Here is a 17,798-nt window from a genome sequence, read left to right on the forward strand (position 1 = left end):
TCAGTCCGCCTTCAACTTCGCCGCCTGCACAACCGCCTTCCATTTCACTTGCTCCTGTTGCATAAATACTTGCATTTGACTTGGCGTCATCGTCGCGACCTCCGCGCCCTGGCCTTCCAGACGTTGAACAACGCTTTTCTCCGCCAGTGCTTGGTTGAGAGCCTTGTTTAACGCTTCTACGACGGGCATTGGGGTATTGGCAGGCGCGAAGATTCCATACCACTGCGAAACGTCGACATCATTGATGCCCTGCTCTTTTAGTGTGGGGACGTTCGGCATCAATGCAGAACGCTTGCTGCCCGCGACGCCGACCACCTTGAGCTTGCCACCCTTTATATAAGGAATGGCCGTAAAAAGACTTGGGAACATCACTTGTGTCTGGCCTGCCATGGTGTCGTTGATCGCGGGTGCAGACCCCTTATACGGCACGTGCAGCATGTCGGTGCCCGTGGAGAGCTTGAACATCTCGGCGGCAAAGTGTGGGGCGGTCCCATTGCCGGCGGATGCGTAGCTGACCTTGCCCGGCGTCGCTTTCAGCAGCGCCACGACAGCTTTCGCATCGTTCGCCTTCACCCCGGGATTGAGGACCATCACCGTCGCCGACGACCCGACCATGCCGACCGGCACGAAGTCCTTGACCGGGTCGTAGCGCAGACGCTGCAGTGCCGGATTCATCGCATGGGTGGCGACGTATCCAAGCAAGAGCGTGTAACCATCGGGCGGGGCTCGCATCACGAATTCGCTGGCAATTGCGCCGTTGGCGCCGGCCTTGTTGTCCACCACAACGGTCTGCTTGAGAATTGACGACATGGCTTGCGCAACCACGCGCGCGATCGCGTCGTTGGCGCCTCCGGCCGCAGTGGGCACGACCAGGGTGATGCGCTTGTCCGGGAAGGCGCTCCAGGCACCCGGGCTGGCCATGGCGGCCGCGATGGCGAGACTGCCGAGGATGAGTCGTTGGGTCAACCGCATCTGCCTGCTCCGATTAGTTATCGTTCGATCGAGGGCCTCTGCGGCCCGCGAACGTATCGTCGTACTTTTCTGATACCTATGGAATTGCATAATTACGAACGGTTGATGCACACTATGGATCAGTGAGGGCGAAGCAAGGGACACCAATGACCATCAATTTCAACCTCAACGACTTGCAGGCATTCCGTGCCGTTGCCGAGTTGAACAACTTCCGGAAGGCGGCCGACGCACTGCATATTTCGCAGCCGGCCTTCAGTCGCCGAATCGAAAAGCTGGAAGAAGCACTGGGTGTCCGCTTGCTGGATCGCACCACGCGACGCGTTAGCCTGACATCGGTGGGGCGGGAGTTCGACCGCAAGCTCCAACAGATTCTGGATGACCTGGACCAGACGCTGCTTGGCATACGAGGGGTAACGACCACACGCATGGGGGAAGTGACCATCGCCTGCGTACCTTCAACGGTCTATTATTTTTTGTCGCAGGTCATCTCGCGCTATCACGAGCGCTATCCGAAGATTCGCGTCAAGCTCCTTGACGCCAGCGCAAACGAGGTCTTGTCCGCGGTATCGGGCGGTGAAGCGGACTTCGGACTCAATTTCGTGGGTAACCAGGAGCCGGAAATCGAGTTTCGGCCCCTGCTTGAAGAGAGATTCGTGGCGGCATGCCGGCGCGACCATCCACTCGCGAAGCATCGGCGTGTCAAATGGGCAGACTTGGCCGAGTATGACTATATTTCCGTGAGCAAGGCCTCCGGCAACCGACTGCTGTTAGACCAGGCGCTATCCAACGTATCCGGCCTCCCCTACAGCATCTATGAGACTCAGCACGTCACAACAACGCTGGGACTGGTCGAAGCCGGGCTCGGCGTTGCGGCTGTGCCTTCGATTGCCATGCCCGGTCCGGACCATCCGCTACTCGTAAGTGTTCCGCTGACCGATCCCGTCATCACGCGCAATATCGGACTCATTCGCCGCAAGGGGCGTTCGTTGCCGCCCGCGGCGCAACAGCTCTATGATTTCCTCAGCGAAATGAAGTCAACGCGGGGCAAGCGCGGCAGTCGCCGCGCATAGTTACGAACAGCCACACGCATTCAGCGCGGCGACGGACCGGCCATGACCACCGACGGCACATCGCCCGCCTCGAGCTTTGCCTCCGTGAATGTGTAGTTCGATGTCAACTCGCGCTTCAGTACTTCACGATCGCAAGCGTTCTCCCACATCGAAACCACGATACAGGCAACGACGTTACTGATCGTACTCGTCAGGGCCCGAGCCTCGGACATGAAGCGGTCAACACCGACGATAAGCGCGACGCCTGCAACGGGAAGGTCCGGCATGACGGTCAGCGTAGCTACCAGTGCCACGAATCCGCTCCCGGTTACCCCCGCTGCGCCCTTTGAGGTCAACAACATGATGCCGAGCATGGCAGCAATCTGATGCCAGGTCAGGTGGATGTCGCACGCCTGGGCAATAAACATCGACGCAAGGGTCAGATAGATCGCAGTGCCATCCAGGTTGAAGGAGTACCCTGTCGGAAGTACCAACCCGACGACGCCCTTCTTGCAGCCCAGGCGCTCGAGTTTCAACAACAACCGAGGCAGCACCGGCTCGCTTGACGACGTACCCAGGACGACAAGTAGTTCTTCCTTGATATAACGCAGCAACTGCCAAAGTCGGAAACCATGCAGGCGACACAGGAGACCGAGTACCACTACGACGAAGAAGGAACAGGCTACATAGAAAGTCCCGATGAGGAGTCCCAAAGAGCCAATCGACTTGATTCCATAGCGTCCGACCGTGAAAGCCATCGCCCCGAAAGCCCCGATGGGTGCCACCCGCATGATGACGCCAAAGACGGCGAAAAGCATGTGGGAGAAGCCATCGATGGTGTCCAGTACGGGACGAGCCGCGGACCCAATGCGCGAGAGGCCGAAACCGCACAACACCGCGAGCAACAGGACCGGAAGGACCTCACCTTGCGCGAACGCCCCGACGAACGCATTAGGAATGATGTGCAATGCAAAGTCGGCAAAGCCGTGGATATGGACGTCGTTGGCAAAGCGCGCCGCAACACTTGCATCGAGCTGCTTCGGGTCGATGTGCATACCTGCGCCGGGCTGCATCAGAAATACCGTGACGAGACCGGTTAGCAAGGCAATGATGGTCAGCACATAAAACAACCCCATCGACTTCAGCAGAGTCTTTCCAATCTCCTTGGTATCGCTAAGCGACGTAATGCCGGTCACTATCGTACAGAACACGACCGGCGCGATCATCATCTTGACCAGCTTGACGAACCCGTCGCCGAGCGGCTTGAGCGATGCACCGATATCTGGCCAGTAGTGCCCGACAGTGATGCCGAGCATCAGTCCTATGAGCACCTGGACGTATAAGTGCTTGAATGGGCTCCGTAGTTTCATAACGGTGTCTCCTTATATTATTGCGACCGGCATGTGAATTGCCGGAATTTTCGCCAAGCGTGTCGATCTTTCAACGCCGGCTTGCAAGCACGCGGTCGACCATCACGCCAGCCTGCCCCAGGTTATTGGCGGGGTCGCACATCGCCTCGAGTTGTGCTCGTGTGACATGTCCGCTGATTTCCGGGTGAGCCGCGAGTATGTCGATCAATGGCCGGTTTTCGTCGATGGCCTTGCGGCACAGGTCATAGACCAGGTCATGCGCATATTCCCGGCCGATGTACGGGCCCAACCCCATCATCACCGCTTCGGACATCACAAGCCCGTTGGTCATATCGATGTTGGCGCGCATGCGGTCGGCGTCTACTTCCAGCCCTTGCAGGACAAATTTGGCCTGCTTCAACGCGCCGGAGATCAGGCAGAAGATCTCGGGCAACGACACCCATTCAATCTCCCACGGCCCGGTGGAGCGCTCATGGTCGGCGACCATCGCATCCATCAGGGCCGCTGCGTGTTGCCGCACCACTGAAATGTTCGCGTGGATGTATAGGCACGAAATCGGGTTGCGCTTCTGCGGCATGGTAGACGACGAGCCGCGCCCGGGCGCGAATGGCTCGAACACCTCCGCCACCTCCGTCTGCATCATCAGCTTCACATCCATGGCAATCTTGCCAAGCGATCCACCGACGAGACCCAGGAAGGCGCCAACCTCGGCTACGGTGTCGCGTACCGTGTGCCAGGAGATGAGCGGCTGCGCCAAACCCAGCTCTTTCATCAGCGCGGCTTGCGTCTCCATAGCGCCCGTCTGCAGGGAAGAAAGCGTACCGGAGGCGCCGCCGAATTCTCCCATCAGTACACGCGGCTTAAGCTGCTGCAACCGCTCGCGGTGACGGTCAATGCCAGCCAGGATGCTGGCCATCTTGTAGCCGAACGTAATCGGCGTGGCTTGCTGCAAGTTAGAACGGCCGATGACTGGCGTGTCCCGATAGGTCTTCGCCAGCTTGGCGAGCGCCCCCGCAATGTCGTCCAGATCCGCCTCGATCAGTGCGAGACCCTCACGCATTTGCAGCACTGCCGCAGTGTCGGTGATGTCCTGGGTCGTGGCTCCCCAGTGACAGAACTCGCCGAGGCCGTCCCGGCAGTTTTGGTTGATCTGGTTGACCACGGCGATGATTGGATAGCCGATTTGCTCGGTTTTGGCTTTGAGCTTAACCCAGTCGATCTGCGAGAGTTCGCAGTTGCGCACGATTTCGTCGGCGGCCTCTTTCGGGATGATACCGAGTTCGCCCTGCACCTTTGCCAGGGCGCGTTCGATGTCAAGGTACTTGGCGGTCCGGTTCTCGTCCGACCACACCTCGCGCATGCGCGCATCACTGAACATGTCGCCAAAGATGCGCGAGTCAATAATTGTGGAAGCCATAATGTTCTACCTCTGCTTGATCTTGTCGAACGAGTCGACGGATGGAGTCGGATTCACACCGCATTGTCCGAACGCAGTGCCGTAATCTCGTGGGAGGCGTATCCGAGCTCCGCAAGAATGGAGTCGGTGTGTTGGCCAAGGGCAGGGATCGGGTCCATACGCGGCCCTTCGTTCCAGGTGCCAGGCGGCAACAAGGCAGGCAGCGTGCCCTGCGGCGACCCAACCTCAGTCCAGCGACACCGCGCTTTGAGTTGCGGATGTTCCCAGACCCCGTTCATATCGTTGACACGGGCATTGGCGATCTGCGCGATTTCCAGCCGCTCCACCACCTGCGCGCCGGTCAGCGAAGCGAAGGCGTCGACGATAATCTGCCGCAAGGCTGTGCGCGCGGCCACCCGCTTCGAGTTGGAGGTAAAGCGCGGATCCTCGACAAGTTCGGGCTGCTGCAGCACTTTCAGGCAGAAGCTCGCCCACTCCCGTTCGTTCTGCAGACCCAGCATCACAGTGACGCCGTCGCCTGCAGGGAAAGGACCATACGGATAGATCGTGGCGTGACTCGCGCCAGTGCGCGGCGGCGGCTCCGCGCCGTCGAACGCGTAGTAAAGCGGATAGCTTGTCCACTCCGCCAGCGATTCAAGCATCGAGATATCGATACGCTGACCGCGTCCGGTCTGACCGCGCTGGAGCAGCGCGGCCAGGATATTGGAGTAGGCATACATGCCTGCGGCAATATCGGCGATGGACGGTCCAGCCTTGCAGGGTTCCTCGGGGGTCCCTGTCACCGAGACGAAGCCGGCTTCGCTTTGAATCAGGAGATCATAGGCCTTCTTGTCCCGATAGGGCCCTGGATTGACCGGGTCATCGCCGTAGCCGGAAATATCGCAAACAATCAGTTCCGGCTTGACCGCGGACAGCCTCTCATAGCCCAGTCCCAGGCGGGCGGCCGCCCCGGGCGCGAGATTCTGCACCACGACGTCCGCCTTGTTCAGGATGAGACGCTCGAGCACGTCAGCAGCCGCCGGATGCTTGACGTCCAGCGTCAAGCTCTCCTTCGAACGATTGGTCCATACGAAATGCGACGCCAGGCCGCGCACCCGTTCGTCGTATCCGCGAGCGAAGTCGCCCACGCCCGGCCTTTCGATCTTGATGACACGGGCGCCCAGATCGGCTAGCTGACGGGTCGCAAACGGCGCCGCGATAGCATGCTCGAACGTAACGACGGTGATGTCTTTAAGTGGTTGCATTGTGAGAGTCCGGGAAGCAAATCAGCGCAAGACGGCAGTGGCGTCCATGGTCAGCCATCCTTCATGGTCCGACGCCCAAAGACGAATGGTCTTGCCATCAGCCTGAGGCTGCCCATTGACGTGGAAAGGGTGCAGGTCGAATGTCGGACGCACTGCGCGAAAGCGGAAGCTCGCCACGTCGGCTTGCGGGAGCTCGCGCCGAAGCAGGTCCAGCAGCAGCGTGGCGATAAGCGGTCCGTGTACGATGAGGCCTGGGTAGCCTTCTACTTCCGTCACATAGCGGCGGTCATAGTGAATGCGGTGGCCATTGAATGTCAGCGCCGAATAGCGGAACAGCAGTACATCGTCCGGCACGATTTGGCGTCGCCAGGCCGCTTCAGAAGGCGCCACTTGGGGTGTGGCGGCAACATCACCCGATTGCTGTGCCTCGCGATAGACGATGTCATGGAACTCGACGAGCGAGGGCTCAAGGAGCCCTTCGACGCACACCTCATGACGGACCTTGACGAAGACCAACTTGCCGGTCCTGCCCTCCTTGGTCGAGACGTCATCGATGGTCGAGGTGCGCACAACGCGGTCACCCACCCGAAGCGGAGTACGAAATTCAAACTGGCCACCAGCCCACATGCGACGTGGCAAAGGCACGGGAGGCAGGAAGCCACCACGCTTGGCATGACCATCCGCACCGATCTCGCTCTGTCGGTGCATGGGAAGAAAGTAAAGCCAATGCCACAGGGGGGGCAATGGCGTACCAGTCGGCTGTGGTGCAGCCGGATAGTCCAGCGTAGCCCGCAGAGCAGTCACAGGAACCGCGGTAATCGTATCTTCATGCTGCTCCCTGCGTCCGATCCATGTCCGCGGGTCCATTGCCTGTTCGTTCACTGCTCTCTCCTTGCTGTCCGTGCCAGAGCGGCACCTGCACGCGAATTGATTCTGGTCTCCTCGCTCAAGGGAGGGAATTGCATAATTCCTATAGATTGATCAACACGGTGCATGAATCGCTGCTCGTGCACCGGGTCCGGGTTCTTTAGAAGCGGTGCCGCAAGCCAATACCGCCACCGGCCTTGCTGCCCATGAAGGAAGGAAGCGCGTAACCGCCATTGATTCGGTGAAGTCAACCTCAGCGCGGTGACGGCGGACCGCACCGGCGAGGCCGTGCGCAACGCACGCAGCGACGCGCTCTATGGCGCGTGACCGTGCTCGGCAGCGTGACGGCAGGACTGCATCACAAGCTTTGCCACACGCTGTGGGGAACGTCGCGGCCGCTCGGGCGTGACCGCGTCCGGCAATTGCCGGAAGACGCATTCGAAGGCAGGCTGCCGTCCGCCTGAACCATCGCCCGGCGCGTGCAGTCAGGGCCGGCGGCGCGTCGGCCCTGGCAGTTCCGCCAGGAACTCCAGGAATGCGCCGATCCGCCGCGAGCCGCGCTGGTTCGGCAGATACAGCGCGGAGATCGCCGAACTCGCCTGGTCCGGATTGACCGACCACGCGTCAAACAGCACCGTCAGCCGCTGGCTGTCGATATCGTCATCGACCAGCCAGTCCGGCAGCAGCCCGATGCCGCCTCCAGCGAGCGCCACATCGCGCAGGACATCGATGTTATTGCTGCGGAAATGCCCCCTGACGGGGACCCGAATCTCGGTCTCGCCCTGCCGGAAGGTCCAGACCTGATCCCGCGACCCGTAGCTGAAACGGCTGCAGCGATGGTTCACCAGGTCGACCGGTTCGGCCGGCATGCCGTGCTTTTCCAGATAGGCGGGGCTGGCCACGACGCGGCGGCGAAACACGCCGATCTCCCGCGCCACCACGTTGTCATAGGATGCCGGGCTGCCCAGCCTCACGGACAGGTCGATCCGTTCGCCCAGCAGGTCGACGATGTCATCGGTCAGCGTCACGTCGAGTTCGACCTGCGGATACTTCGCCAGCCAGCCGCCAAGATAGGGCGCGATGCATTGGCGCCCGAACGCCACGGGCAGCGACACACGCAGTTGCCCGACCGGCACGTCGCCCCGGTCAGCGATCAGCGCGTCGGCCTCCGCGACGGCATCCAGGATGCTGCGGGCGCGCTGGTAGTAAGCAGCACCGGCCTCGGTGACCGAAATCAGGCGCGTCGAGCGGTTCAGCAGGACCGCGCCAAGCGAATCCTCCAGGCCGTCCAGCGCGCGCGTGACCGACGACGTCGCCAGGTTCAGGCGGCGCGCGGCGGCGGAAAAGCCCTTGGCATCCACCGTCTCCACGAACATCTTCAAAGCCAGCAGCTTGTCCATCGTTTGCCTCAGCGTTCATGCAGTGGCTGCCATTATTGCCGAGCACGATGCCTTGTGCCGCCGACGACACGCTGCCGGACGCGTTTGCAGCGACACCGTCCCCGTTCATCGCATCCGCCGGATCAGGGTTAATACCACCTTCCCCGCCCTTGGCTGATCGAATCTTTCGCCCTATTATTTATCAACCGATCACTGATCAATTGATAAATTAAGGAGGAAGCGATGGCACTGGCCAGGCTGGCACATTTCTCGATCCGCACCACCGACCTGGAGCGGTCCTGCGCGTTCTACGAACGCATCCTGGGTTTCCGTCGCGGATACCGCCCACCGTTCGACTTTCCCGGCGCGTGGCTCTACATGGGCGACGACGAACGCGACTACGGCACCGTGCACATCATTGGCGTGGACCCCGATGATCCCTCGGGGCTGTCTGCCTATCTCGGCGACAAGGCCCCGCCTGCGTCGGGCACCGGCACGCTCGACCACATCGCCTTCCTGGCCACCGGCGTGCGCGAGATGTGGGCGACCCTGCGCGCCGCCGGGATTGCGTGGCGCGACCGCACCGTCCCAAGCCTCGGCCTGCACCAGGTCTTCCTGGAAGACCCGTCGGGCGTGACCATCGAACTGAACTATCCGGCCAGCGAAGTCGCCGGCCTGGAACTGCCGCACGCGGCGCAATCCACTGACGGAGCCATGGCATGAACCCCGCACCGAACCGGAAACCCAGGGCCATCCTCGTCGGTGGCTCGCTCGGCGGGCTGTTTGCCGCCAACATGCTCTTGCGCGATGGCTGGGACGTCGAGATCTTCGAGCGAACGCCCGAGGCGTTGACGGGCCGCGGCGCCGGCATCGTCACCCACCCCGAGCTGTTCGAGGCGCTCGCCGCCGCCGGCGTGGTAATCGATGACAGCATCGGCGTTCGCGTCGAGACCCGCGTGACGCTCTCGCGCGACGGCAGCGCCGTGTCCGAACGCCCGATGCCGCAGACGCTGACGGCATGGGGAAAGATGTACGACGTATTGGCCAAGGCCTTCTCCGGCGTCTACCGCACGGGTGCCACGGTGACCGCCGTGGATTCGCATGCCGACCACGCCGTGGTCACGCTGCAGGACGGGTCGACACACCACGCCGATATCGTCATCGCCGCGGACGGCTTCCGTTCCGCCGTGCGCGAACGCCTGCTGCCATCGGTGCGCCTTGAGTACGCGGGCTACATTGCCTGGCGCGGCCTGGTGGATGAGGCGCGGCTTTCTGCGGACACGCATGCCGCCATCTTCGGCAAGTTTGCCTTCTGCCTGCCGCCGCACGAGCAGATCCTGGGCTACCCGGTGGCGGGCGAAGGCAACAGCACCGAACCGGGCCGGCGCCGCTACAACTTCGTCTGGTACCGCGCGACTCGGGAGGTCGATCAGCTGCCGGACTTGCTGACGGACGCCACGGGCAAGGTGTGGGCCCATGGCATCCCGCCGGGCCTGATCCGCCCCGATGTGCTGGCCGACATGGAAAGCGCCGCCACCGACCTGCTCGCGCCCCCGTTCGCCGAAGTCGTCGCCAGGACGCCGCAGCCGCTGTTCCAGCCGATCTACGACCTGACCGTGCCGCGCATGGCCTTCGGCCGGATCGCACTGCTCGGCGATGCCGCCTTTGTCGCGCGTCCGCATTGCGGCATGGGCGTCACCAAGGCGGCCGGCGATGCCATGGCGCTGGTCCGCGCGCTGGCCGGGCACGAACCCGTCGAAGCCGCGCTGGAACGTTACAGCGCCGAACGCGTGCCGGTCGGCCAGGCCGTCGTCGAGCATGCGCGGCATCTTGGCGCGTATATGCAGGCACAACTGCGCAGCGCACAGGACCGCGAAATGGCCGAACGCTATCGCACGCCCGAGGCCGTCATGCGCGAAACCGCCGTGTCGCGGCGCTTCTGAAACCTGAACGACAATCACTGGGAGACAACACCATGCCCCAAGCTGCCCCCTGCCCGGCTGGCCTTGGCCTTGCCGCATCCGACACGCCCGCCGTGCCGCACCCGATGCTGAGCGAGCCGGCCTTCGAGCGCCTGCACCGCATGCGACGGCGCTTCTCATGGTCGCTTACCGCCGCCATGCTGCTGGTCTACTTCGGCTTCATCCTGACCCTGGCCTTCAGGCCGGACCTGCTTGCCCAGCCGCTGGTGGCCGGCCAGCCGATGAGCATCGGCATCCCGATCGGCTTCGGCATGTTCGCGTTCACCTTCGCGCTCGTCGCCATCTACGTGCATCGAAGCAACACCGTCTACGACAGGATGATCGCGGACATCCGCAACGGAGAACCGTCATGAAACACCTGCTGACCACGGTTGCCGCGCTGGCGGCGACCACCCCGGCCTGGGCCGCCACGCCGCCCGTCGGCCAGGGGCTGAACCTGATCGCGATCGGCATGTTCTTGGCGTTCGTCGCGGCGACGCTTGCCATCACGCGCTGGGCTGCCAGGCGCAACCACAGCGTGGCCGATCACTACGCCGCCGGCGGCAAGATCACGGCCATGCAGAATGGCTGGGCCATTGCGGGGGACTACATGTCGGCCGCCTCGCTGCTGGGCATCTCGGCACTGGTCTTCACCAGCGGCTACGATGGCCTGATCTACTCGATCGGCTTCCTGGCAAGCTGGCCGATCATCCTGTTCCTGATCGCCGAACCGCTGCGCAACCTGGGCCGCTATACGCTGGCCGACGTGCTTTCCTACCGTCTCCGGCAGCGCCCGATCCGCGGCTTCTCGGCATCGAGCTCGATCGTGATCGTGCTGCTCTACCTGGTCTCTCAGATGGTGGGCGCCGGCAAACTGGTCGAACTGCTGTTCGGGTTCAACTACACATCGGCGGTCGTGCTGGTCGGCGTCCTGATGGTGGTCTACGTGTTCTTCGGCGGCATGCTGGCCACCACGTGGATCCAGATCATCAAGGCGGTCATGCTGCTGGCCGGGTGCGCGTTCATGGCCTTCATGGTGCTGAGCCGTTTCGGCTTCAGCCTGGACACCTTGTTCGAGCACGCCATCACGGCCCACGGCAAGCATGACGCGATCATGCGCCCCGGCGGCCTGGTTTCCGATCCGGTTTCGGCCGTGTCGCTGGGCATGGCGCTGATCTTCGGCACCGCGGGCCTGCCGCACATCCTGATGCGCTTCTTCACCGTCGCGGACGTCAAGGCCGCGCGCAAGAGCGTGCTCTATGCGACTGGCATCGTCGGCGCCGGCTACGCCATGATCATCGTGATCGGCTTCGGCACGATCGCGCTGGTGGCACCGGACCCGCTCTATCACAACGGCGCGGGCGCGGTGATCGGCGGCGTCAATATGGTGGCCGTGCACCTGGCGCATGCGGTCGGCGGCAATGTTTTCCTCGGCTTCATCTGCGCCGTCTCGTTCTCTACCATTCTCGCGGTCGTGGCGGGTCTGACACTGGCGGGGTCGTCGGCCATTTCGCATGATCTGTATGCGACGGTGATCCGCCAGGGCCAGGCTTCGGACAAGGACGAGATGCGGGTGTCGCGCCTCACCACGCTGGTGCTGGGCGTGCTGTCGATCCTGCTCGGGATCCTGTTCGAGAAGCAGACCATTGCATTCATCGTCAGCCTCACCTTCTCGATCGCCGCCAGCTCCAATTTCCCGGTCCTGCTGCTGTCGATCTACTGGCGCGGCCTGACCACGCGCGGCGCTGTGCTCGGCGGCATGATGGGACTTGTGACGGCGGTCGTGCTGACCATCCTCAGTCCCACCGTCTGGGTGCAGGTGCTGGGCCATGCCTCGCCGGTCTATCCGTACGAGTACCCCGCGCTGTTCTCGATGCTGGCGGCCTTTGCCGGGATCTATGTGTTCTCGGTCACTGACCGCTCGGCGCGCGGCGCCTGGGAACGGGCCGCCTATCAGAACCAGCGCGTGGACTGCGAACTGGGCATGGGAAGCAAGTCGGCGAGCTAGCGCCGCACGTCCCAATGCCGACGGGCGGACGCGGACAACCGCGCCTGCCCGTCTTCTCGCGGATCGCGCGATTGGTACAATCCGCCATCATCCGCATCGCAATGGCGAAAGAGAACGTCATGGAGACAGGCCACGAACCCGACATGGAAGACGCCGTTGCCAAGGGCACGCGGCGGCTGTTGCCGGAGGAACGCGAGCAACAGATTGTCGAAAAGGCCATCGAGCACTTCACGCGCAACGGCTTCGGCGGCAGCACGCGCGAGCTGGCACGGCAGATCGGCGTCACGCAACCGCTGCTGTACCGCTATTTCGAGAGCAAGGATGCACTGATCGAACGCGTCTACAACGAGGTGTTCCAGTGGCGTCCGGACTGGGACCAGCAGATCACCGACCGCTCCCTGCCGCTGACGGAACGGCTCTACGCGTTTTACCTCGACTACTCGTCCGTCATCCTCCGCGAAGAATGGATCCGGCTGTTCATCTTCGCCGGGCTCACGCACGAAGGCATCAACAAGAAATACCTCGGCAAGCTGCGCAGCAAGGTGTTCGTGCCCGTGCTGGCCGAGGTCAGGGCCGAGTTCGGCATTCCCGCCCCCCGTGACGCGGCCGAGACCGAAGCCGAGATCGAGATGATCTGGGGCCTGCACGCCGCGATCTTCTATATCGGCGTGCGCAAGTGGATTTACGGGCTCAAGGTGCCGACCGACATGGAAGCCGTGGTCCGGCAGAAAGTCGACATGTTCCTGAACGGCGCCCCGGCGACCATACGCGCGCTGCGCGCAAAGGCGAAGTAGGCGGCGCCGTGCTGGACCATCGCTTGCACGTAGACGTCCGTGCGCTTCGAGAACGCGTCGAGCTGAAAGATGGCCTTGGTGCCGCCGCCGAGCTCCTCGGTGTCCTTCAGGCCCCCAGCGGCTGCCATGCGGGAAACCGCTGGCCATGGCGACCTGGCTATGGCCCCCGACATTGCTAAATTCCCTTGGGATACGTAGCCCCGGGTGCAGTTGCTATGTCGTCTGACCTGAACCGGACGACGCGGACGCTCGCTCGCCTCGCCCACGCGTAGCCAGCCAGCACAGGACGGAGCCCGCGCAAACCATCGCCGCCCCTTTCCAGAACGCGAAGGAAAGCGGCGCATGCAGCAGCGCAGCGGCCAGGGCAGCCGAAAGCACCGGGATGAAATATGACGCGCCGGCCAGGACCGTCACGTTGCCATGCAGGATGCCGACATTCCACGCGGCATAGCCAAAGCCCATTGCACAAGCCGCCAACGCCAGGTAGATCAGGCCAGCGACGCTGAAGCTGATGATCTCGCCGCCGGTGAACAGGTACTTCGCCCACAGCGCGAGCGCCGTCAGGATGAAGAACAGCGTGACGCCGTTCTTGCCCTGCGCAATGCGCGCCGTCACCGTGCAGTAGCCCGCCCAGATCACCGCACCGGCAAACGCCAGGCCGTAGCTCAAGGGGTTGTCCCGCACGTTGCCAGCCATGCTCTGCAGATCAAGTCCCTGATCACCGCCCAGCACCGACGCAATGCCCAGGATGGCCACCAGGAAGCCGGGCACGATCAGCCAGTTTGCCCGCTGCCGGTTGAACAGGATCGCAGCCAGCATCGTGAACGTGGGCCAGAGGTAATTGACCATGCCGACCTCGATAGCCTGCCTCCCGCTGTTCGCATAGCCGATCGACAGCGACAGGCACAGTTCGTACGAGACGAACAACAGGCTGCCCCAGAGCCGATAGCTGCGCGGCAGCGCGCCTCGCCACACCGGCCCCACCGAGAACCAGAGCAGCACGGCGGCTACCGTGTAGATCATGGCTGCCCCGCCCGTGGCGCCGAAGCTTTGGCTGACGCCGCGGATCAGGCCGACGATCGAACTCCAGAGCAGCACGGCCACGAGTCCGATCAGCGTTGCCTGTTTTCTTTGCATGAATGCCATTTGGGTGGGGCCATCGATAAATGCATGAAGGGTCGTACGTTACCGTGCCGGGGCCGGCACGTCGATCCGGATCGTCTTGATTTCGGTGTACTGGTCATGCTTAGGACGGAGATGACCGGTCCCGCGAAGCAGAGCTTTATCCGGCCCAGTCGTCCGGAAACGGTTCCGCGCGCCCATATGGACCTGTCGCGGCGGCGCATGACGGAGTATGTGGCGCCCGCGGGCGTGGATGTTCCGCTGACGCTTCAGGCATGGTCGGCCTGCCCCGTCGCGGGCGCGCCGCGCAGTTCCATCCACGCGTACATCGCCGACGCGATCACCATCGGCAACAGGTAGTAGAGCGCCCGGTAAGCGATCAGGGCCGCGACCACGACATGCTCGGGGGCGACCGGACGCAGCAGCAGCACGAACACGCTTTCCAGGACGCCGATACCGGCCGGGATATGGGCAATCGCGCCGGCGACCGCGCCGACCAGCAAGGCGGTGAGCGACTGCCACAGGGTCACTTCTTTGGGCAGCAGCAAATTCAGGATGCTGGCGAGCACGATCCAGTTCGTGACGGACAACGCTGTCTGCAGCAAGGCAAAACGGAATCCGGGCAGCCGGAACACGCGCTTCCTGAACCGTATGCTGCGTGTGCTGGCCTTCGCGCAGGCCAGCCAGTAGAGCAGCCCGCATGTCAGCATCAGCAAGCCGATGGCGCGCAGCATCCATGGCGTGACACCCCACTCGGCCGGTAATAGGGGCGGCACGATGGCGAGCACGCCGCCGGCCAGCAGCATGTAGCCGGTCCAGTTGGTAATGACGGCAATGGTGTAGACGCCGGCCACTTGCGACCCGCTGACGTTCGCGCGCGAATAGAGCCGCAGCCGCATGCCCAGCCCGCCCACCACCGCCCCCACGTTGAGATTGAAGATATAGGCGATAAACGCGATCAGCATGACGCGCGGCGTGGATAGGTGGTGTCCGGTGTATTGGCGCCCGAGGACGTCGAACGAGGCATGCAGGGCAAAGCTGACGCAGGCCAGGCCCATCACCGGCAACAGCGTGGCGACGTTGTAGCGCGTCAGGGCCTGCCATACCTGCGCCCAGTCGACGCCTCGCAGGCTGTGATAGATCAGGTACACGACGAGCGCCACGAAGGCGATGACTGCCACGCGCCGGATGATCGGCCAGGGCTTGCCGCGCCGCAGAGTCTGGCGGAGGCGGACCGTGGCCTTCATGGACCATCCCGTTGAGCGTTGTCCACGTCCATCCCAGCCGGCGCATCGATGGCCGGCTCCGGTACCTCCGGCGACACCAGCTGCGGCGTATGGGCCGGCAGCCATCCCGCCCACGCGGGAAACTTGCGCAGGAAGTGGAAGATCACCGGCGTGACGATGCCGTGCCACCACGCCTCGTGCCGCCCTTCGGCCGCGGAGATCTCGGTGCAGCTGCGGGACATCAGGCCGCGCAGGTTATCCTTGAGCAAGGCCACGAACGCCTTATCGCGGATCACGAGATTGGCTTCGAGGTTCAGCGACAGGCTCAAGGGGTCGAGATTGCTGGATCCCACTGTGGCCCAGTCATCGTCCACCACGGCCACCTTGCTATGGTTCGGCCGCTCGCAGAATTCGAATATCCGCACACCCGATTCGCGCAAGCGCGCATACAGCATGTCGACGGCGCGCTTGACCCACAGCATGTCCGGCCGGCCTTGCAGGATCAGCCGCACATCGACGCCGCGCTGCGCCGCGGCGCAGATCGCCTGCAGCAGCCGATAGCCCGGCAGGAAGTAGGCGTTGGCAATGATGATCTCGTGCCGTGCCGCGCGGATCGCCATCAGGTAATGCCGCTCGATGTCGTTGCGGTGCTCGTGGTTGTCGCGCGTCACGAGCAACGCGGCCCCGGGCAGCGAGGGTTCGAACGCAGTGTTGCCAGGCGCAGCCGGACGCCGCCACCGGTGCGTGGCGTAAGGCCCGGTGGCAGCCGCGCCAATGGCCTCCAGCATGAATGCGTGGATCACCTGCGCGGCCGGCCCTTGCACCTCCACGGCATAGTCCTGCTTGGCTCTGGGGCTGGCCTGGACCAGGTGATCGACGCACAGGTTCATCCCCGCGACAAAGGCGATGGACGCATCGATCGCCACCAGCTTGCGATGCAGCCGTCGAAACAGATTGGTCCGCTTGCCCAGCAGGTGGTGGCCCGGCGAGAACATGCGCACCGCAACGCCAGCTTCGGCCAGTCGCGCCATATAGTCGGCGGAGAGCTCGGCCGTGCCGAAACCATCGACGGTCAGCGCGACGTCCACGCCCCGTTGCGCGGCCGCCACCAGTGCGTCGGCAAGCGGCTTGCCGACCTCGTCGTCGGCCAGGATGAACGTTTCCAGCAGCACGCTGCTGCGCGCGGCACCAATGGCCACGATCAGGCTCGGGAAGAACTCCTCCCCGTTCTCAAGCAATCGGAACCGGTTCCCCGACGTCCATGCGCTGTCCATTTCCGCCAACTAGCAGGATTGGTGCCCGGCGGACGTGCCGGGGTGGCGGGAGACGAAACCCGCGCCACGGCAAGGCCAGCGCCGACGGGCATGTCCCGCCCACGGCCCACGCATGGTCGAAACCAGCCGCCGAAGGTCGGCAAGATGTAGGAATTGCCCAGCGGGCGAAGCCGGGTAAAGGGTCGTGGCGACCTTCGACCTTTACCCGAACATCGTGCTGCTCATCAGCGCCTTGGCCACCAGGATGCCGGCATCGGACGCTTCGGCGTACACCTCGACATCGCTGATCACCTGCCGGCGGCCGCGCCGCACCACGCTCGCGACGGCGCGCAGGCCTGCTCCGTTTGCCGGGGCCAGGTACTGGATGGTGAGCGAACCCGTGGCCCCGCCCTTCACCTGCTCCGGATCGGCACCGGAGGCCGCGGCGGCAGCGCCCGCGATATCGATCAGCGTGGCGATCACGCCACCGTGGACCGTGTTGCCCAGGGTGACGTTCTCCTGCCTGTACGGCAATACCAGCTCCACGTGCTCCGGCTTGAGCACATCGAGCTGCACGCCGAGCGCGCGCGCGACCGGCGAGCCCATCAGGACCTCCTCCACCATCTGCCGCATGCGGGGGTGCGTCACGGCGGGAACGGAAACGGCTGGGGTGGCTTCGCGCATCTGTGGCTCCTTGGGATCGATGGTCAACGCAACGCAGCGTACGCGGCATGATGCAGCCGCTCAACGACCTCCGAGGTAATCGGAATGATTCCATGCCCTGCCGGCGGCACTCGCTTCAAATCTGTCCGCGCATGGAACCGGGGCCGCAGCAGCAGCTCGTTTATAATGCCCGACTGCCAGCCCTTTCCACGCCTGCATGTCGTCTTCCCCCTCAGACTCCGTCCTGTCCGCCGTCCAGTCCGACGCCACCGGACTGGCTGACCGCCCTGACAGCCCCTGCGTCGGCATCTGCTCGACGCTGTTCGACGAAATCTGCCAAGGGTGCGGACGCACCGCCTCGGAAGTCAGCAACTGGGTATTCCTGAGCGACGAGGAAAAGCAGGCGGTCTGGGAACGCATCACGCGCGAGGGCACGGCCCGGCGCTTCCGCCAGGGCCGAGCGTAGCCGGCCG

At 63.5% G+C, this 17,798-nt stretch carries 17 protein-coding genes; 7 read left to right on the forward strand and 10 right to left on the reverse strand.

What is annotated here, in order from left to right:
- Entirely contained in the window at positions 1–972 is a 972-nt protein-coding gene (locus tag ACIGJC_RS07860; protein WP_483711434.1) for a Bug family tripartite tricarboxylate transporter substrate binding protein, read from the reverse strand.
- Between the two features lie 146 nt (positions 973–1,118).
- Between ACIGJC_RS07860 and ACIGJC_RS07865 the strand changes: the two genes are divergently transcribed.
- Complete coding sequence (locus tag ACIGJC_RS07865) at positions 1,119–2,042, forward strand: LysR family transcriptional regulator (RefSeq protein WP_209761285.1); 924 nt, start codon at positions 1,119–1,121, stop codon at positions 2,040–2,042.
- Positions 2,043–2,062: 20 nt separating this feature from the next.
- Here ACIGJC_RS07865 and dctA read toward each other — a convergent pair whose 3' ends face one another.
- The 5 genes from dctA to ACIGJC_RS07890 form a co-directional block, all read right to left on the reverse strand.
- A complete protein-coding gene (dctA, locus tag ACIGJC_RS07870) occupies positions 2,063–3,391 on the reverse strand; it encodes a C4-dicarboxylate transporter DctA (RefSeq protein ID WP_483711435.1) in 1,329 nt (442 codons plus the stop codon).
- Between the two features lie 70 nt (positions 3,392–3,461).
- On the reverse strand, positions 3,462–4,808 hold the full coding sequence (locus ACIGJC_RS07875) for a class-II fumarase/aspartase family protein (protein WP_483711436.1): 1,347 nt from the start codon (positions 4,806–4,808) through the stop codon (positions 3,462–3,464).
- Positions 4,809–4,861: 53 nt separating this feature from the next.
- Complete coding sequence (locus ACIGJC_RS07880) at positions 4,862–6,052, reverse strand: CaiB/BaiF CoA transferase family protein (protein WP_483711437.1); 1,191 nt, start codon at positions 6,050–6,052, stop codon at positions 4,862–4,864.
- A gap of 21 nt (positions 6,053–6,073) precedes the next feature.
- Complete coding sequence (locus ACIGJC_RS07885; protein WP_483711492.1) at positions 6,074–6,919, reverse strand: HTD2 family dehydratase; 846 nt, start codon at positions 6,917–6,919, stop codon at positions 6,074–6,076.
- A 485-nt stretch (positions 6,920–7,404) separates the two neighbouring features.
- The gene (locus tag ACIGJC_RS07890; protein ID WP_483708191.1) at positions 7,405–8,319 is read right to left on the reverse strand and encodes a LysR family transcriptional regulator; all 915 of its coding nucleotides are present in this window, start codon (positions 8,317–8,319) and stop codon (positions 7,405–7,407) included.
- 222 nt (positions 8,320–8,541) lie between these two features.
- Here ACIGJC_RS07890 and ACIGJC_RS07895 point away from each other — a divergent pair, with 222 nt between their 5' ends.
- The 5 genes from ACIGJC_RS07895 (at position 8,542) to ACIGJC_RS07915 (ending at position 13,061) form a co-directional block, all read left to right on the forward strand.
- On the forward strand, positions 8,542–9,021 hold the full coding sequence (locus tag ACIGJC_RS07895; RefSeq protein WP_483708193.1) for a VOC family protein: 480 nt from the start codon (positions 8,542–8,544) through the stop codon (positions 9,019–9,021).
- On the forward strand, positions 9,018–10,241 hold the full coding sequence (locus ACIGJC_RS07900) for an FAD binding domain-containing protein (RefSeq protein ID WP_483708194.1): 1,224 nt from the start codon (positions 9,018–9,020) through the stop codon (positions 10,239–10,241). Before ACIGJC_RS07895 ends, ACIGJC_RS07900 begins: the two co-directional genes overlap by 4 nt.
- A 32-nt stretch (positions 10,242–10,273) precedes the next feature.
- Positions 10,274–10,633: a DUF485 domain-containing protein gene (locus tag ACIGJC_RS07905; protein ID WP_483708195.1), complete on the forward strand. Its 360-nt coding sequence runs from the start codon at positions 10,274–10,276 to the stop codon at positions 10,631–10,633.
- The gene (locus ACIGJC_RS07910; RefSeq protein WP_483708196.1) at positions 10,630–12,267 is read left to right on the forward strand and encodes a cation acetate symporter; all 1,638 of its coding nucleotides are present in this window, start codon (positions 10,630–10,632) and stop codon (positions 12,265–12,267) included. Before ACIGJC_RS07905 ends, ACIGJC_RS07910 begins: the two co-directional genes overlap by 4 nt.
- A 119-nt stretch (positions 12,268–12,386) precedes the next feature.
- Complete coding sequence (locus ACIGJC_RS07915; protein ID WP_483708198.1) at positions 12,387–13,061, forward strand: TetR/AcrR family transcriptional regulator; 675 nt, start codon at positions 12,387–12,389, stop codon at positions 13,059–13,061.
- Positions 13,062–13,274: 213 nt separating this feature from the next.
- On the opposite strand, the gene yddG is transcribed toward ACIGJC_RS07915, so the two are convergent.
- From yddG to ACIGJC_RS07935, 4 genes are all read right to left on the reverse strand, one after another.
- A complete protein-coding gene (gene yddG, locus ACIGJC_RS07920; RefSeq protein WP_483708199.1) occupies positions 13,275–14,198 on the reverse strand; it encodes an aromatic amino acid DMT transporter YddG in 924 nt (307 codons plus the stop codon).
- Between the two features lie 254 nt (positions 14,199–14,452).
- The gene (locus ACIGJC_RS07925) at positions 14,453–15,430 is read right to left on the reverse strand and encodes a lysylphosphatidylglycerol synthase domain-containing protein (RefSeq protein ID WP_483708201.1); all 978 of its coding nucleotides are present in this window, start codon (positions 15,428–15,430) and stop codon (positions 14,453–14,455) included.
- Positions 15,427–16,647 carry a cardiolipin synthase ClsB gene (gene clsB / locus ACIGJC_RS07930; RefSeq protein WP_483708202.1) on the reverse strand — a complete coding sequence of 407 codons (1,221 nt, stop codon included), beginning with the start codon at positions 16,645–16,647 and terminating at the stop codon, positions 15,427–15,429. Before clsB ends, ACIGJC_RS07925 begins: the two co-directional genes overlap by 4 nt.
- Positions 16,648–16,884: 237 nt before the next feature.
- Entirely contained in the window at positions 16,885–17,346 is a 462-nt protein-coding gene (locus ACIGJC_RS07935; protein WP_483708203.1) for a PaaI family thioesterase, read from the reverse strand.
- A gap of 196 nt (positions 17,347–17,542) precedes the next feature.
- On the opposite strand from ACIGJC_RS07935, the gene ACIGJC_RS07940 reads away from it, so the two are divergent.
- Positions 17,543–17,791: a DUF1289 domain-containing protein gene (locus ACIGJC_RS07940; protein ID WP_483708205.1), complete on the forward strand. Its 249-nt coding sequence runs from the start codon at positions 17,543–17,545 to the stop codon at positions 17,789–17,791.
- Positions 17,792–17,798: the final 7 nt, after the last annotated feature.

This window comes from Cupriavidus sp. C3SS-1, assembly GCF_057073755.1.

Excerpts from the sequence above, each read along its gene's own strand:
- ACIGJC_RS07900 (WP_483708194.1), top strand. The coding sequence starts at position 9,018 with ATGAACCCCGCACCGAACCGGAAACCCAGGGCCATCCTCGTCGGTGGC.
- ACIGJC_RS07860 (WP_483711434.1), bottom strand. The coding sequence starts at position 972 with ATGCGGTTGACCCAACGACTCATCCTCGGCAGTCTCGCCATCGCGGCC.
- ACIGJC_RS07905 (WP_483708195.1), top strand. The coding sequence starts at position 10,274 with ATGCCCCAAGCTGCCCCCTGCCCGGCTGGCCTTGGCCTTGCCGCATCC.
- ACIGJC_RS07875 (WP_483711436.1), bottom strand. The coding sequence starts at position 4,808 with ATGGCTTCCACAATTATTGACTCGCGCATCTTTGGCGACATGTTCAGT.
- ACIGJC_RS07880 (WP_483711437.1), bottom strand. The coding sequence starts at position 6,052 with ATGCAACCACTTAAAGACATCACCGTCGTTACGTTCGAGCATGCTATC.
- ACIGJC_RS07925 (WP_483708201.1), bottom strand. The coding sequence starts at position 15,430 with ATGAAGGCCACGGTCCGCCTCCGCCAGACTCTGCGGCGCGGCAAGCCC.
- ACIGJC_RS07885 (WP_483711492.1), bottom strand. The coding sequence starts at position 6,919 with ATGGACCCGCGGACATGGATCGGACGCAGGGAGCAGCATGAAGATACG.
- ACIGJC_RS07895 (WP_483708193.1), top strand. The coding sequence starts at position 8,542 with ATGGCACTGGCCAGGCTGGCACATTTCTCGATCCGCACCACCGACCTG.
- ACIGJC_RS07940 (WP_483708205.1), top strand. The coding sequence starts at position 17,543 with ATGTCGTCTTCCCCCTCAGACTCCGTCCTGTCCGCCGTCCAGTCCGAC.
- yddG (WP_483708199.1), bottom strand. The coding sequence starts at position 14,198 with ATGCAAAGAAAACAGGCAACGCTGATCGGACTCGTGGCCGTGCTGCTC.
- ACIGJC_RS07865 (WP_209761285.1), top strand. The coding sequence starts at position 1,119 with ATGACCATCAATTTCAACCTCAACGACTTGCAGGCATTCCGTGCCGTT.
- dctA (WP_483711435.1), bottom strand. The coding sequence starts at position 3,391 with ATGAAACTACGGAGCCCATTCAAGCACTTATACGTCCAGGTGCTCATA.
- ACIGJC_RS07890 (WP_483708191.1), bottom strand. The coding sequence starts at position 8,319 with ATGGACAAGCTGCTGGCTTTGAAGATGTTCGTGGAGACGGTGGATGCC.
- ACIGJC_RS07910 (WP_483708196.1), top strand. The coding sequence starts at position 10,630 with ATGAAACACCTGCTGACCACGGTTGCCGCGCTGGCGGCGACCACCCCG.
- ACIGJC_RS07915 (WP_483708198.1), top strand. The coding sequence starts at position 12,387 with ATGGAGACAGGCCACGAACCCGACATGGAAGACGCCGTTGCCAAGGGC.
- ACIGJC_RS07935 (WP_483708203.1), bottom strand. The coding sequence starts at position 17,346 with ATGCGCGAAGCCACCCCAGCCGTTTCCGTTCCCGCCGTGACGCACCCC.